Origin of the sequence: Sphingomonas sp. IW22 (genome assembly GCF_041321155.1) — a bacterium.
Lineage (GTDB): Bacteria > Pseudomonadota > Alphaproteobacteria > Sphingomonadales > Sphingomonadaceae > Sphingomonas.
On the sequence record NZ_JBGGWB010000001.1, the window covers coordinates 1,747,501 to 1,761,911 of the forward strand.

Annotated in this window: 7 protein-coding genes, 1 tRNA gene and 2 rRNA genes (1 of these 10 running past the window's edge); 9 read left to right on the forward strand and 1 reads right to left on the reverse strand. The window is 67.6% G+C overall.

Annotated features, from left to right (window positions below; translation table 11 throughout):
* From ACAX61_RS08730 to ACAX61_RS08740, 3 genes are all read left to right on the forward strand, one after another.
* Positions 1-1,375 (forward strand): 23S ribosomal RNA (locus tag ACAX61_RS08730) (it extends 1,413 nt beyond the left edge of the window).
* A gap of 104 nt (positions 1,376-1,479) precedes the next feature.
* Positions 1,480-1,594 (forward strand): 5S ribosomal RNA (gene rrf / locus ACAX61_RS08735).
* A 71-nt stretch (positions 1,595-1,665) separates the two neighbouring features.
* Positions 1,666-1,742: transfer RNA gene (locus tag ACAX61_RS08740), tRNA-Met, on the forward strand.
* 305 nt (positions 1,743-2,047) lie between these two features.
* Here the strand turns inward: ACAX61_RS08740 and ACAX61_RS08745 are convergent.
* The gene (locus tag ACAX61_RS08745; protein WP_370714371.1) at positions 2,048-2,479 is read right to left on the reverse strand and encodes a S8 family serine peptidase; all 432 of its coding nucleotides are present in this window, start codon (positions 2,477-2,479) and stop codon (positions 2,048-2,050) included.
* A gap of 609 nt (positions 2,480-3,088) precedes the next feature.
* On the opposite strand from ACAX61_RS08745, the gene ACAX61_RS08750 reads away from it, so the two are divergent.
* The 6 genes from ACAX61_RS08750 (at position 3,089) to ACAX61_RS08775 (ending at position 13,971) form a co-directional block, all read left to right on the forward strand.
* On the forward strand, positions 3,089-4,093 hold the full coding sequence (locus tag ACAX61_RS08750) for a hypothetical protein (protein WP_370714372.1): 1,005 nt from the start codon (positions 3,089-3,091) through the stop codon (positions 4,091-4,093).
* Positions 4,090-4,431 carry a hypothetical protein gene (locus ACAX61_RS08755; protein ID WP_370714373.1) on the forward strand — a complete coding sequence of 114 codons (342 nt, stop codon included), beginning with the start codon at positions 4,090-4,092 and terminating at the stop codon, positions 4,429-4,431. Before ACAX61_RS08750 ends, ACAX61_RS08755 begins: the two co-directional genes overlap by 4 nt.
* An 87-nt stretch (positions 4,432-4,518) precedes the next feature.
* Positions 4,519-6,138: a peroxidase family protein gene (locus ACAX61_RS08760; RefSeq protein ID WP_370714374.1), complete on the forward strand. Its 1,620-nt coding sequence runs from the start codon at positions 4,519-4,521 to the stop codon at positions 6,136-6,138.
* Between the two features lie 43 nt (positions 6,139-6,181).
* The gene (locus tag ACAX61_RS08765; protein ID WP_370714375.1) at positions 6,182-9,487 is read left to right on the forward strand and encodes a DUF7379 domain-containing protein; all 3,306 of its coding nucleotides are present in this window, start codon (positions 6,182-6,184) and stop codon (positions 9,485-9,487) included.
* The gene (locus ACAX61_RS08770) at positions 9,468-12,305 is read left to right on the forward strand and encodes a PAS domain-containing protein (RefSeq protein ID WP_370714376.1); all 2,838 of its coding nucleotides are present in this window, start codon (positions 9,468-9,470) and stop codon (positions 12,303-12,305) included. Before ACAX61_RS08765 ends, ACAX61_RS08770 begins: the two co-directional genes overlap by 20 nt.
* On the forward strand, positions 12,298-13,971 hold the full coding sequence (locus tag ACAX61_RS08775) for a CHAT domain-containing protein (RefSeq protein WP_370714377.1): 1,674 nt from the start codon (positions 12,298-12,300) through the stop codon (positions 13,969-13,971). The genes ACAX61_RS08770 and ACAX61_RS08775 overlap by 8 nt, the downstream gene beginning before the upstream one ends.
* Positions 13,972-14,411 lie beyond the last annotated feature (440 nt).

Here is a 14,411-nt window from a genome sequence, read left to right on the forward strand (position 1 = left end):
ACCACGTTAATATTCGTGGGCCTGGTGGTGTGTGACGGATGGCGTGTGTTGTATGCTCTTATCGGATTGAGCATGCTTCGAAGTTGTCCCAGGAAATAGCCCCACCGTATAGACCGTACCCGAAACCGACACAGGTGGTCAGGTAGAGTATACCAAGGCGCTTGAGAGAAGTGTCCTGAAGGAACTCGGCAAATTGCCTCCGTACCTTCGGAAGAAGGAGGCCCTCATTTTGCGCAAGCAGATTGAGGGGGCACAGGCCAGGGGGTAGCGACTGTTTAGCAAAAACACAGGGCTCTGCTAAGTCGGCTTCAAGACGACGTATAGGGCCTGACGCCTGCCCGGTGCCTGAAGGTTAAGTGGAGGGGTGCAAGCTCCGAAATGAAGCCCAGGTAAACGGCGGCCGTAACTATAACGGTCCTAAGGTAGCGAAATTCCTTGTCGGGTAAGTTCCGACCTGCACGAATGGCGTAACGACTTCCCCACTGTCTCCAGGACATGCTCAGCGAAATTGAATTCTCCGTGAAGATGCGGAGTACCCGCGGTTAGACGGAAAGACCCCGTGCACCTTTACTGCAGCTTCAGAGTGGCATTAGGAAAGAACTGTGTAGCATAGGTGGGAGGCTTTGAAGCGATGGCGCCAGCTGTCGTGGAGCCATAGGTGAAATACCACCCTGTTGTTTTCTGATGTCTAACCTAGAACCGTTATCCGGTTCAGGGACCCTCTGTGGCGGGTAGTTTGACTGGGGCGGTCGCCTCCTAAAGCGTAACGGAGGCGTGCGAAGGTTGGCTCAGATCGGTTGGAAACCGATCGTTAGAGTGCAATGGCATAAGCCAGCCTGACTGCGAGACTGACAAGTCGAGCAGAGACGAAAGTCGGTCATAGTGATCCGGTGGTCCCTCGTGGAAGGGCCATCGCTCAACGGATAAAAGGTACGCCGGGGATAACAGGCTGATGATTCCCAAGAGCTCATATCGACGGAATCGTTTGGCACCTCGATGTCGGCTCATCACATCCTGGGGCTGGAGCAGGTCCCAAGGGTTTGGCTGTTCGCCAATTAAAGTGGTACGTGAGCTGGGTTCAGAACGTCGCGAGACAGTTTGGTCCCTATCTGCCGTGGGCGTCGAAATTTGAGAGGAGTTGACCCTAGTACGAGAGGACCGGGTTGAACATACCTCTGGTGTACCTGTCGTCGTGCCAACGGCGCAGCAGGGTAGCTATGTATGGACGGGATAACCGCTGAAAGCATCTAAGCGGGAAGCCTCCCTCAAGATAAGATTTCATCGAGCGGTCGTAGACCACGACCTTGATAGGCTGGATGTAGAAGTGCGGTAACGCATGGAGCTAACCAGTCCTAATTGCTCTTTTCGCGCTTCGAGAGTCCCACCATCAACGACAATGCTGGTTCATCCAGACGTCGGTGGATGACAATCCAAGCCTTTGTGCACGATTTGAAACCCAATTTCTCACCGCCTCCATTGCCTGGTGGCTATAGCGTCTGTGAACCACCCGATCCCATCCCGAACTCGGCCGTGAAACCAGACTGCGCCGATGGTACTAACGCTCAAGCGCTGGAAGAGTAGGTCGTCGCCAGGCATTGCAGACGGTGAGAAACAAAAACCCATTCACAAACCCCATCGAGCTACGCTCGATCAATAACCCTTCGACGCGGGGTGGAGCAGCCCGGTAGCTCGTCAGGCTCATAACCTGAAGGTCACAGGTTCAAATCCTGTCCCCGCAACCACCGCTATAGAACGACCAACGCTGCCCCCAGGGGCGGCGTTGCCGTTTGTGGCGAACGACACCAGATCCGCAACCTTCGCCACCACTTCCGCCTCGGCCGAGCCATCCTCGCCTGGGTAGATGGTCACGCTCTCGATAAGACGCGACAGGATGTCTGCGGCTTCGCCGCGAACCTTCTCCTTGTTCAGCGTATCCGTCAGATCTCGCGCCTTCTCCTCGAACAGCTGCGTCAACTCCGCGGGCGCGGGCAGAGCGATGGTTTCGATCTTCGGCTGAAGCTGGATCTGCGCTTCGAGCCGTTGCTTCTCAGCCTCGCGCTCGACCAGTAGCCTCGTCAACGTCTCGCTGATGACGCCGGCCATCATGTTGGCGCCGAGGTTGGTGATCTCTGTCGTGACCACCGCCAGGCGCTGGCTCAGCGTGTCGTCCGTGTCCGCCATGGGATGCGTGGTCGTCGCTGTTCCACGCGGCATTGACCGCCCACGCGCCGGCGAGACCCGGCGCGATCAGTGGATGTGCACTGGAGACGCCGGTGTCCAGGATACACACGACCGGCGCATCATCTTCAGCAGCGGTCAGGCGACCGGCATAATTATCGACCAGTTCCTGCTGCCCCAGACCGCCTTCGTCGGCCAGAAGCAGTTCGATATTCCCTGCCGCTTGGCGAATGTCCGTGATCGCGCCGCGCACACCCTCGATGTGCGAGTTGAGGAGAGCGACAATCTGATTTGTGGACATCAGCCCTCCTTTCCGATCACGTACATTGTGCCTTGTCCGACAACGGACCTTTTCCCCTTCGAAGGCCTACAGGATGGTGCGCGACAGTGCCACATTTGATTGGCACCGATGGCATACAGGTCGGCAGCACAGAGCCGAAGCGATCACGGCCAGCGAGGCCGTGATCGACCGAGGTTCGAGCCGTCAGGCTGCTTTGGAGCCTTTCGTGACCTTACCTTTACGGCGCTTTATGAACGACCGGCTTCGGCATAGCCGGACATTCCCTTTCGCGTCGATGACCGGCAGTGATGTCCCACTTCCCGCCTTTTCGCGACCTCGGCGCTCCCACTTTAAGCCCCGACCGACTGACATGAACAAGGGTCCGGAGCTGGGAGGCAGCTAGAGCGCGCTGAACGTCCACAACTGGGTCGTCTCAGTCACGGGTCACGCGGCCAGAATTCAGATCCGCTCTATCGCCAACCTAGGCTTGAGCTGATCGCGCGAAACTGTTACCGTGAAAAAATAAGACAAGGTCGCGCCTAGCTTATCCCTCTGTGGAGCTCGCGTGTTGTGGCCCAAACTCGACGCTTCAGCCGCGCCGCGTCGCGTGGAACATCCCCATTTTGGCTGTTGGCTGTTGCGGTTACGCTGCCGGGCTGCGCATCCAACGCGATCAGGCTCGATTACGCCGGTGACGTCGCGGGCAGGGCGGAGGTCGCGGCGGCGGCGTCGCGGCGGTACCTTGCGGAGGTCGACGAAACTCGAGTCGCGGTGAATGTCGATCTGATCGGGATGGACACCGCTTGCGTACCGAACCGCGCCTGGATTCGGCGACAGGCGGACGTAGGCGCGATCAAAGCGTCGGATTTCCCGCCGCGTGGCTGGCTGTGCGCGCCCGGCCCGCTCGACGGCGTCACATACCCTGAGCCGCTCTCGCTCGCCCCGCTCGGACCGGACCTTGAGCCCACCTTTCTGCTCATAGACGCGCTCGGTGCCTATGGGGCCGGGATCGCCACGATATTGGAGGAGGAAGGGCCGGATCCGGCCGCCGACTTGGTCCACGCGTTGGCGCTGGCGCGCTCGGCGGAAGGCCTGCTCCGCGCGATGGCTGGCGGGGCGGGGCAGCCGGTCGTTCCTGCCGCTGACGATGTGCGCCTTGTTGCGATCGACGCCTTCATCGCCTTCGTGACCGAGTTGCGGACCGAGCAGCGGAAAGTCGACGCCCTGCGCCGGACGGCCGGAGCCGGCCCGCTGATCGCCGCCTTGCGGGACCATTTGTCGAATTGGGAGCTGGGGCGTCAGGCGGATGAGAACCTCCGGTTCGAACTCGCCACCGCGCTACTTGGCGGGGCGCAGCGCGCCGACGCTCCCCAGCTCTCCAAGGCGATGAGGCGGGAGTTCGGCGCGGCTTATTACGAAGGGGCTGCCGGCCGGACGTCATCCGCGCGGTTCAAGGCGGCGCTCGACGGAACGCTGGGCGAACTGGCCGCTGCCGAGGCGGATCTGCGGCGCGTCCTGGCCGAAGATCCCGATCTAACCGACGCCGAGAGGCGGGAGGCGGCGCGGATCACTCGGCAGCGGCTGACGCGCGCCTTCGACACGCTGTCTCGGCTGCTCTTGGCGTTTGGGGGGTGACCGTGGCCACGAAAGCGGATCTCAGGGGAGCGTTCCTCAGCCTTTCCCAGACGCTCGCGGCGATGGCCGATCCGAGCCATCCGGAGGATGTGGCGAACCGGCGTCTGGCGGTGTCCGCGCGGATCGCGGCCGCGGGCCGCCGCGCGACCGACTGGAACGCTCTGCCCCCAGCCTCCGACGCGTTCGAGCCTGTGATCGCCGGCCTGGACGCCGCCACTCGCGCCCTGGCCGTCGCGGACGAACCCGCCGAGCACCTCCGCGCGCTCGACCGCGCGGACGAAGCGCTCTTGCGATTGGAGCAAGTGCTGAACTCGGCCGGCGAGGACGTCGGCGACTAGCGATCGGGCATCCCCGACACACTCTGACGACGGGAGGTTGAGATGGTTTTCACGCGGTACCACGGCGAGCCTCGGACCAATGAGGCCATGAACGGGGACGGTAGCGGTGACGGCGGCGCAGGCCGGCGCTTCGCAGCGACGGCGACGCCCGGAGGGTATGCGAAGGGGAATGATGGAAACGGGCAGGGTCCGAACGGGGCGACCGGCACCGGCTTCGGCTACATGTTCCCCGATCTGCTCGCCGACCCCGACAACCTGCTGCCCGCCGGCCCCGGCACGATCGCCGCGCTGCGCGCGCTGGGAGCGGCGATGGCGACGGAGGACAGCGCCGCGACCGGCGACGGCGTGGTGCCCGCCGCCTACACCTATTTCGGCCAGTTCATCGACCACGACATTACCAAGACGGCGTTCTCCCCAGACATCACGGCCGGGCTGGACCTAATCGAGGCGCACAGCTTCGCGCCGATCGCGCAGGATCGGGTGACGAGCCTGCTCAGCAACGCGCGGACGTCGGCGCTCGATCTGGACAGCCTGTACGGCGGGCTCGCGCTGGAGGCGACGGAGCCGGACGGCCATATGCGTCTGGGTAAGGTCACGTCCGATTCGTCGATCCCCGGCCCGATCGCGGTGGCGACGCCCGAGCATGATCTACCCCGACGGCCACAGAACCCCAGTCCCGCTTCCCTGGAGGAGGTGGCGCAGGATCGCGAGGCGCTTATCGGGGATCCGCGCAACGACGAGAACCTGATCGTGGGCCAGCTCCACGTCGCGTTCCTGCGCGCGCACAACGCGCTGCTCGACCGGTTGGGCAACGCGGACGAGGCCAAGCGCGCTCTGCGTCGCCGCTACCAATGGGCGGCGCTGCACGATTTCGTGCCTCGCATCTGCGGCGAGGCGGTTTACGGCGGCCTCGTCGCGGACGGACCGCAGTTCTTCCACGCCGACCATCCTGCCGACCTGGTCATTCCGCTGGAGTTCTCGGGCGCGGCGTACCGTTTCGGCCATTCCATGATCCGGCAGTCCTACGAGCACAACAGCACCTTTCGGACGGGCGGGCTTACGCCGGCGACATTCAACTTCATGTTCACCTTCACGGCATTGTCGGGCGACATATCGGCGCAGCCGGGGCCGGGCGGCAGCCCCACCCTGCCGGACAATTGGATCATCGAATGGCACCGCTTCTTCAACCAGGACCCGGACGACCCAGCGTCCCCGAGTGAGAACCCGGCTCGCAAGATCGACACGCATCTCGCCCTGGAGCTCGCGCGGTTGCCCTCGGCCTTCGGCGAGACGCAGGTGAACGAGCTGATGGGCAGGCTGGCCGCTCGCAACCTCCTGCGCGGCTACCTACTCGGCCTGCCCACCGGTCAGGCGGTGGCGGCCCGGATGGGCGAAACGCCGATCGCGCCCGACGACCTGCGCGCGCTCGTCACGGGCGAGGCCCTGGACTTGTGCGAGAAGGAGGGCCTGTTCGACCGCACGCCCCTGTGGTTCTACGTCCTCGCGGAAGCCGAACTCGAAGCCGAGGGCCAGCATCTCGGCCGGGTGGGCGGGACCATCGTCGCCGAGACCTTGTGGCAGATGGTGCGGCACTCGCGCGACAGCGTGCTCATCAATCCGCCGGACGCGGACGAGTTGGCGACCGGTGAGTTCACGCTCCGAGGCATCGTCAAGCTGGGACAGGACACCCTGCTCCCGCCGCTGTGATCGGCGGACGGGTAGGCTGGACACGGGGCGAGAGGCGGAACGCATGACCGAGATTATCCTCGCCCCAAACGTCCGCCTGGTTGACGCCGACGCGCTCGCCGTCTCGACGGCACCGCCTGGCGGCCGGCGCGGCGTGGGCAGGGAGCAGGCCGTGGACGACGCGCTGGACGCGGCGCTCGCCGGCGCCTTCGAGGTGGACGCGGACGTCGTGCTGGCGCCCTCCGGCCGGCGTTCGGCGCCCGGCGCCACGCCCCGCGTCGAGGTTGGGGTCGAGCCCGACCAGTCTGCGGTGCTGCTGGTCGAGTCGGGGGAAGGGGTCCTCCGATGGGCGTATCCCGAAAAGGGCGCGGTCGCCGATCCCGTCGGCCGGAGGAGCGCGGGCGGCGGTTCGGACGGACCGCTCGTGTTCGCGCTCGACGACGGGGCGTCTGACCGGCAGCAGGCAGGCGACGGACGGCGAGGGCTGCTCGACTGGGTCGGCGACCGGCTGATCGACCCGGTCCGCATCCGGGTGCTGCGGTTCCTCGCCGCTCGCACCGTGGACGCCCTCAAGGAGCGGCTGGAGGGCGGTCACCGATCGGGCCTCGTCGTCGTGGACGGCGACCCCTCAGCTTGGACGCCGTCCGGCGACGGGGCTCGGCTAAGCGGGCTTGCCTCTCCGACCGACGCGCCGCGCGTGCTCCTGATGGTGCACGGGACCTTCTCGTCTACAGCCGGGAGCTTCGCGGCGCTGGCCGCCACCGAGGAAGGGCGGCGCTTCCTGGACGGAGCGAAGGAACGCTACGACCTCGTGCTGGGGTACGACCACCGCACCCTCGACCTCGACCCGATCGCCAACGCCAGCGATCTCGCGGCCGAGCTGGAGCGGCGGTTGCCCGACGGCGCGCAGATCGACGCGGTCGCATACAGCCGCGGCGGCCTGGTGCTGCGCGCGCTGATCGAGCGGATCGCGCCGGCCGGCCTCGGCTTCCGACGCGCGGTGTTCGTGGGCTGCACGAACGCGGGCACCAGCCTCGCCGAGCCGGAGAATTGGCGGGTGCTGGCCGACCTGTACGTGAACTTGCTGGTCGCCGGCGCGCGCGCGGTGGCATTGCTCGGCGGCGAGGCGGTCGCGCCGTTCATCGTCTTCGCGGTCAAGACGCTGGGCCGCTTCGTCCAGATCCTGCCGGAGGTCGCGGTGCACGGGGAACGCGTTCCCGGTCTGGCGGCAATGCGGCCAGACGGCGATTTCCTGACCGAGCTCAACGCCGAGGCGGCCGGGCGCGACGGCGTCGTCGAGCCGTCCTATTGCGTAATTGGCGCGGACTTCGAGGCGCGCATCGAACCCGGCCGGGCGATGACCGGCGAACTCGCGCGCTTCCTGGTCGACCGGGTGGCCGACCGCTTCTTCGGGCGGGACAACGACCTGGTGGTCGACACCGAGTCGATGACGAGCTTCGGCGGCCGCGCGGGCCGGCACGATCAGGAGCGCACCAGACTGATCGCGCCGGCGGACGCCGTGTTCCACACCATCTATTTCGCAAGTCCGGCCGTGGCCGGCCTGCTTTCCGAATGGCTACTCGACGACGGTCGGACCCGTGGCGTCGCGAGCGCGCTGGAGGACGAGCCGCCGGACTCATGGGCTAGGCGGGGTAGCGGTCTCGCTCCGCCGAACGTGGACAGGGACGGAGCTTGGGGTTTCGGAAGGTCGGCGGATGCGGCCATGCAACCCGGACCCCCGCGTCGGGGCGTGGACGCGACGACCGTCGACGTCGATCGGGGCGACAGGAGGACCGCCCAGGCGGCGCCCGCCCCGGCGTCGGACGCCGCGCCGCAGATGGACTGCCATTTCGCCGCCGAGATGGACCGGGCGCCCGATATCGCCGGGCCCGTTCCCTTGTTCGTCAGCGTCTCGCGCGAGCGCCTCCTCGTTCGGCCAGGGCCGACGGCGGCTGTGACCGAAGCCGTCCCGCTCCGCGCCGACCAGGTCATCGAGGTCGAGGTGATCGCGCTGGAGAACTGCGCGGTGGAGGGCGAACCCCTTTGCAAGGTCGCTGTCCCCTCGGGGGGCACGCCGCCCACCATCCTGCGCTTCCTCGTAAAGGGAGAGGTGGCCGGTTCGGCCCGGGTGCAGGTGGAGGCGCGGCAGGACGGGCTGGTGCTCGCGAGCTTCATCCTCGAACCTCACTTCCTGGACTGGGCCGACCACAAAATCCGCGTGACCCAGGTCACGCCGATCTCGCCCCCGGAGCGGTCCGCGGTGCTGCGCATCTACGAGATGAAACGGGACGGACAGCTTCGCATCCGGTACGACCTTTCCAGCGCCGATCCCAACATCGCGGTGACCGCCGAGCAGGAGTTCCCGGCGTCGTTCAACGACGCGCTGTTCGCCGCCGATCTCATCCGGAAGCTCGAACAGGCATACAACAAGTCGGATCGGAGCTATGATCTGCTGGCGACGGCGTTCGCCGACGAGGCCGCGAGCGCCACGCACGACCTGATCCCCGAAAAAATCCGGAGAGGCTTATGGAGATGCGGCCGAGACGCCGCCTCGATCCAGGTGATCGCGGACAGCGCCCACCTGCCTTGGGAGCTGTTCTTGGTGGACGATCCGGACGCGCCCGACATCGAGAACGGGGCCTTTCTGGCCGAATGGGGCCTGACGCGTTGGATGTACAACGCGCCCGTCCCGCCCGCGCGCCTGCCGATCCGGTCGGGACGGGCGCACTACGTCGTTCCCCGTTATCTGAGCCGAGGGGACGAGCTGGCCGCGGCCGACCGCGAGGGCGAAATGTTAGCGAAGCTGTTCGGCGCGCAGTCGCTCCAAGCCGACAGCTCCACGGTCCGGAACTATCTAAGCAAGCAGGCGCGCGAGTGCGACCTGCTCCATTTCACCTGCCACGGCCAGGTCAAGACGGGCGGCGTGGTCATCGCGGACCTGCTGCTCTCCGATCAGCGGGATGAGGCCGGCGCCACGCTCCGCGACACGCTCAGTCATCACGCGGTGTGGCGCGCCGCCCGTTTCGGCGACAACGGGCCTAGCGGGATGGTCTTTGTCAACGCTTGCCAGACGGGCCGGCCGGGTGACGGCGTGGTCCGCGTGTCCGGTTTCGCCGACGCGTTTCTGCGTCCCAAGGGCGGTCATGGCGCGGCCGCATTCGTTGGCGCGCTCTGGTCTGTCGGAGACGTCCAGGCGTTCGACTTCGCCAGCCGCCTCTATAAACGGATGAAGGAGGGCGACCGGCTGGCCGACGCCGTCCGATCGGCGAGGGAGGCGGGCAAGAAGCAGGGCGACTTCACCTGGCTCTCCTACACCGTATACGGCAACCCGCAGGCGAGACTGGCGCTCGATGACGCCGTCGTCTCCTGATCCGCCCACGGCCGCGCCGGAAGGCGTGCGGGACCTCCTGGCAGCCGCGCTGGCGTCCGGCGGGGCGAGCGCCGCGGTCGGTCCCATCGTCGAACGATTGCGCACCGTGGAATACTCATTGGAGGACCTGCTGGACGACGTCGCCGCCGTTCAGGCGGGCGTGAACGGCGACCAACGCGCCTCCGCCGTCCTCAACCATATCGTGCGCGATTGCCTTGGCACCACCGCCGCCGTGCACGAGGCTGCAATCGAGACGATGGCGCATGGCTTTTGCGAGCTGGACGGGAGGGGGCGGGTCGTATTTGCCAATCCGGCGCTCGCGGCGATTATGCCCGGCTGCGTCGGCCGGGCGTTCGCGCACTGGTTCGGGCGGAGCGCTCCCGATGTGCGCGCCGCCCTCGCGCACGGGAGTGGCAACCGCGTGCTGCAGCTCGACGTCCGCACGGGGGACGGGCGCAGGCCGGTCCTAGTCGAACTCGGGCGCGTGAACGACGGGAACGCCTCTTTTGCGATCGTGACCGACCTGTCGGCCGCGGAGGCGGCCGAGCGGCGCGTGCTGGCGGCGTCGCCCACCGCCATCTTGAAGCTGGGCGCGCGCGGCCGCCTGCGCTTCGTCAACGCGGCGGCGGAGGAGCTGCTCGGGCGGCCCGCGGCCTCCATGCTCGGCCGAACCGTGCTGGCGTTGCTGCCCGTCCGGGATCGGGCCCGCGTGCGCGAGGAGATGGCGCGGCGCAGCCTGGGCGAGCCGGGCGATTACGAACTCGATCACCTTCGCCCGGGCGCCCGCCGGCCCAACCGCCTCCATGTGCTTGCCCTGCCCGATCTCGGCTACGCGGGCGGCAAGCCGGTGGGCACGCTGGCGATGCTGCGCCCGCTCGACGACGGGATCGTAGCGCGCGAGCTCGTGGAGATCATCGGGCGGGCCACGGTACCGGCCGACCTGTTCGGGGAAGTGATGGCGCAGGTCGCGCGGCTCATGCCGTTCGCCCAAGCCTATTTGATGGCCTATAGCGCCGATGCGACTTTCGTCCGGGTGATCGGCTCCTTCCCCGACCGGCCGCCGGCCGACAGGGGCCGCTGGCTCGCCGTGCCGGCGCCGCTTCGGCCGCTGGTCGACAGGGAGGACGGAACGGGCGGGGCGCCCGACCAGATCTGGCGCGCCTTCGACAGCGCCGGCAAAGACGCCGCCGCCGGGCCGGAGGCGCTGGAGGGTCTGGGCGTCCGGTCCTTCCTCTACGCCCCCATCCGCGAGAAGAGCAAGCTCAAGGCGGTGCTCCTCCTCCTGGGGCGGGAACCCGGCCTGTACCGGGACGGCGCGGAGGACCGCCTGCGCGCGCTGGGGGCGATGGACGCGGCGGCGGCCGCGCTGCGGTTGGATCGGGCGCGGGAGCGGTCGTTCGAGCGCAAGTTCCTGCGCGAGCTGGCGTCGCTCGATGGCAGCCGGGAGATGGCGGCGCGCGTGTGCGAACGGCTGGTCGGCTTCTACGGATGGCAGAACGTCGCGCTGTTCAAGGTGAACGAAGTGGAGGCCCGGTTCGAGCTTGTCGCGCAGCGCGCCGCGCCGGTGGACGGCATCGACCTGCCGTCCTTCCACACGCAGCCCCTGGCGGACGGCCTGCTCGGCCTAGCGTTCGAGCGGGGCGCGCCCGTTCGGATGGGGGACGTCGACGACGGCAGCCTCGAGGCGGGCAGATACGTCGCCGGTTCGCCCGACACCCGATCCGAAATCTGCGCGCCCGTGCGCCTGGGCGATCGGATCGTGTGGATGCTGTGCGTCGGCGACCGCCGGTCCAGGGTGTTCGAGGGACCGGACGAACTGGCGCTGCTTCGGACGATCAAGCTCCTGGAGCCTTGCCTAGCGCGCGCGATCGAGGCCGAGCTGGGGAACCAAGCGCTGGACATGGTCCCGGACGGCGTGGTGCTGGTCGATCCCGACGGCGTGGTTATGCGATGCAACGCGAAGGCGCGCATGATGCTGGGCGGCGGAGCGGTGGGCCGTCCCTTCGCCGAACGCTTGGACGATCCAGAGGTCGCCCGGGAGCTGGCCCACGCCGCCAGCGCGCCGCGGGACGTGGTGGTCCGGGACGGCGACGGCGCCCCACTGGTGGTGCGCATGCGCCACCAGACGCATGAGAGCGCCTATCACCACCGCGTGATCGTGCTGGAGGACCGCGGCGCCAAGCGCGCCGACGCCAGCTTCGCGCGAGTGGACAAGGTGCTGGCGGACATGGCCGACCGAGCCCGGGGACCGCTGTCATTGGTGCACAGCTTCCTCGGTGAGATCGCACGCTCGGCCGACACGCGCGAGCCGGAGGCGCTCGCCGGTTTGGCGGAGAAGGCGTTGAAGCATCTGGACCGCTTCTCATTCGACCACCGGGACGTGTCGGACGCGCTGAGCCGGCGCGCGGACGCGGCGGGCGGCTCCGCGCCCGACGCGGCGGCGCTGCTCGCCACGCTGCTGGACGAGCTGCCCCCGTCGGTGCGCACCCGCATACGCGTGGAGCCGTCCTCGTCCGACGGACCGCTTCCCGTCGACGCGCGGCCCGGCGAGACGGCCGAGCTGATCCGCAATATGCTACTCCGGGCGGTGGAGCTGACGCCCGGCCATGTCTCCACAGAGCTGGCGGCGGACCGCCGGAACGGCGAGGTAGAGCTGATACTGGCCTGCCCCGGCGCGGGGGACGTTCCCGCCGATCGCGATCCGGCCGACCGCCTGCTCGCCAGGGAGGCGCGCGCGCTGGGTGCGCAGTTCGAACGGCTGGCCGAACCCGGCGGGCAGCGGCTGCGCCTCAGCCTTCCGGAGGCGGGCCATGTATGATCGGGTGGTGGTCGCGACGGCCGACGAGGTGTTCGGCGACGGCTTCGGCGCGGTGGCAGACAAAGTCGCCGACGAGATGGCGCGGGGGAGCAGCCGCGAAACCGCGATGTCGGTTAAGCGACTGCGGGCGTTGCTGGCGAGGCGGGCTGCCGGGCCCGGCGATCTCTTCATCATAGACTTGTCTCTTCCGGAAGGGGGCGGCGCGACCACGGACGGGTTCGGAGCGGCGTTCGCCCTCGCGGCGGAGCTCCAGGACGGAGCCGATCCCCCCGCGACCATCCTGCTCGCGGCTCTCGCCGCTCCCGAGCTGCGCAAGCGCGTGGACGTGATGCCGCGCTGTCGAGTCTTCGAAGTGCCGGACGCCGCAACCGATTTCTTCCACGCGGTGGCGCTCGCCCGCGCGCTCGCCCGGTTGCCCGCCGCCGGTCGGGCCGCCGCGCCCGAGCCGAAGGCAGCCCGGAAGAGGTACGCGCTGCTCGATCTGGACGTGAGGGCGGGCGGTGAAGTGCGTGCCACCCTCAAGCTGCGCGGCGAGGACCGGGACGACAGCCGGGACCGGACCGCCACCTTCCGCATCGACCCGGACCGACTTAAGGAGCTTGCTGCGCGGTCGAGCGCGCTGCGCGACGAGTTCTCGGCCAAGCTGGAGCGCGGCGCCGAGTGGAGCGCGTACGTCGACCTCTGGCACGCCCGCTACCAGGAGCTAGGCACGGCGGTTAGCAACCTTCTCGACACGAGCCAGTTCGCGGCGTTGTACGCTTTGGCGGAGGATCGCGCCGGCAAGAACGCCCGGGTCCGCTTCAACCTCGACGGGGAAAGCTTCGGGGTCTGCTGGGAGGCCGCGTTCAAGGGCACAAGCTGGATGGCCGTTGACACCACGGTGATTCGGCGCGTCAGCGACGCGGACGGCAGATCGGAGGCGCAGCTCGACGGCGGCGACGGTCGACTGGACGTGCTTGTGGTCGAGTCCGACCCCGCGCCCGACGCGCGCTACGACGGACCGCAGGACGCGCAATGGCGGGCCGAGTGGAAAGAGAAGGCCAGACGGGGCTTTCCCCGCGTTCCCGGCCTTCCACAGGAGCGCGCCGTCTTCGAGAAGCTGGACGGCCGGCCGAACTTCAGCGCCCGTATCCTGCGCTCGCAGGATCGGGCCGGGCGGTTCGATCTTCGCCAGGAGCTGCGCGACGAGCTGCTGAGCCCCAGGGATCGGCCCTACGACGTGGTGCACTTCGCCGGCCACGCGATATGCCCCGACACCGGCCCGGACGCGCGCGGCTATCTGGTGCTGGCGGGCCGGCCGAACAATTATGCCTTGCCGATCGGCGTCTTCGCGGAGTGGCTGGCCGAGGCAGGCGTGCGGCTGGCCTATCTGAGTTGCTGCCGTTCAGCCGCCCCGCGCGCCACCTTCGAGCTCGCGCGCAAGCGCATCCCGCTGGCGCTCGGCTTCAGTTGGGATCTGGACGGCGGGGGCGCCGCCGAGTTCGCTGAGGAATTTTACGGCCGGCTCCTCGACAACGACCTGCGCGTGTGCCGCGCGTTTCAGGAGACTAAGGCGGCGCTGCACGACCTTCATCGGACCGGCAGCCCAATCTGGGCGTCGCCCGTGCTCGTGACGCAGCCCATGGAATGGCTGGACGTGGAGCGCTGCCTCGGTGCCGTCTCCTGACGACGACAGATACGCCCACGCTTGCCGTGCTGATCGTCGTGGCGGCCGTTTCCTGCCGTCGAGGTTACCCGCCTATAATTCAAACCTGCTTTAGCGGCCGTGCGTAGCGCAGCGGCAATGCCGGCCGCAGGACCTCAGGCGAATTGGTTGTCCACTTCGTCGGTTGTGGTCGGCCGCGCGGCCGCGAACTGCTGGAGCATGTTCCCTGCTTCCAGCTCGGCCACGAGTTCGTCGGCCAGTTGCTTCAGCGAGCGCGCTCGAGCCCGGCCTGGTTGCGCGTAATCTCGACAGAGCCTGAGATCAGGACATTGCAAGTCTCACCGGACGTTTACTGTGAGGCCGCCTGCCTCGGCCCGGTCCAGCCTCAGCAAACTCTTAGCCGCTAAGCGACGGAACTCGGAATCGGCCGCAGTTCCAAGGTGAACGAATGACCGGTTTAA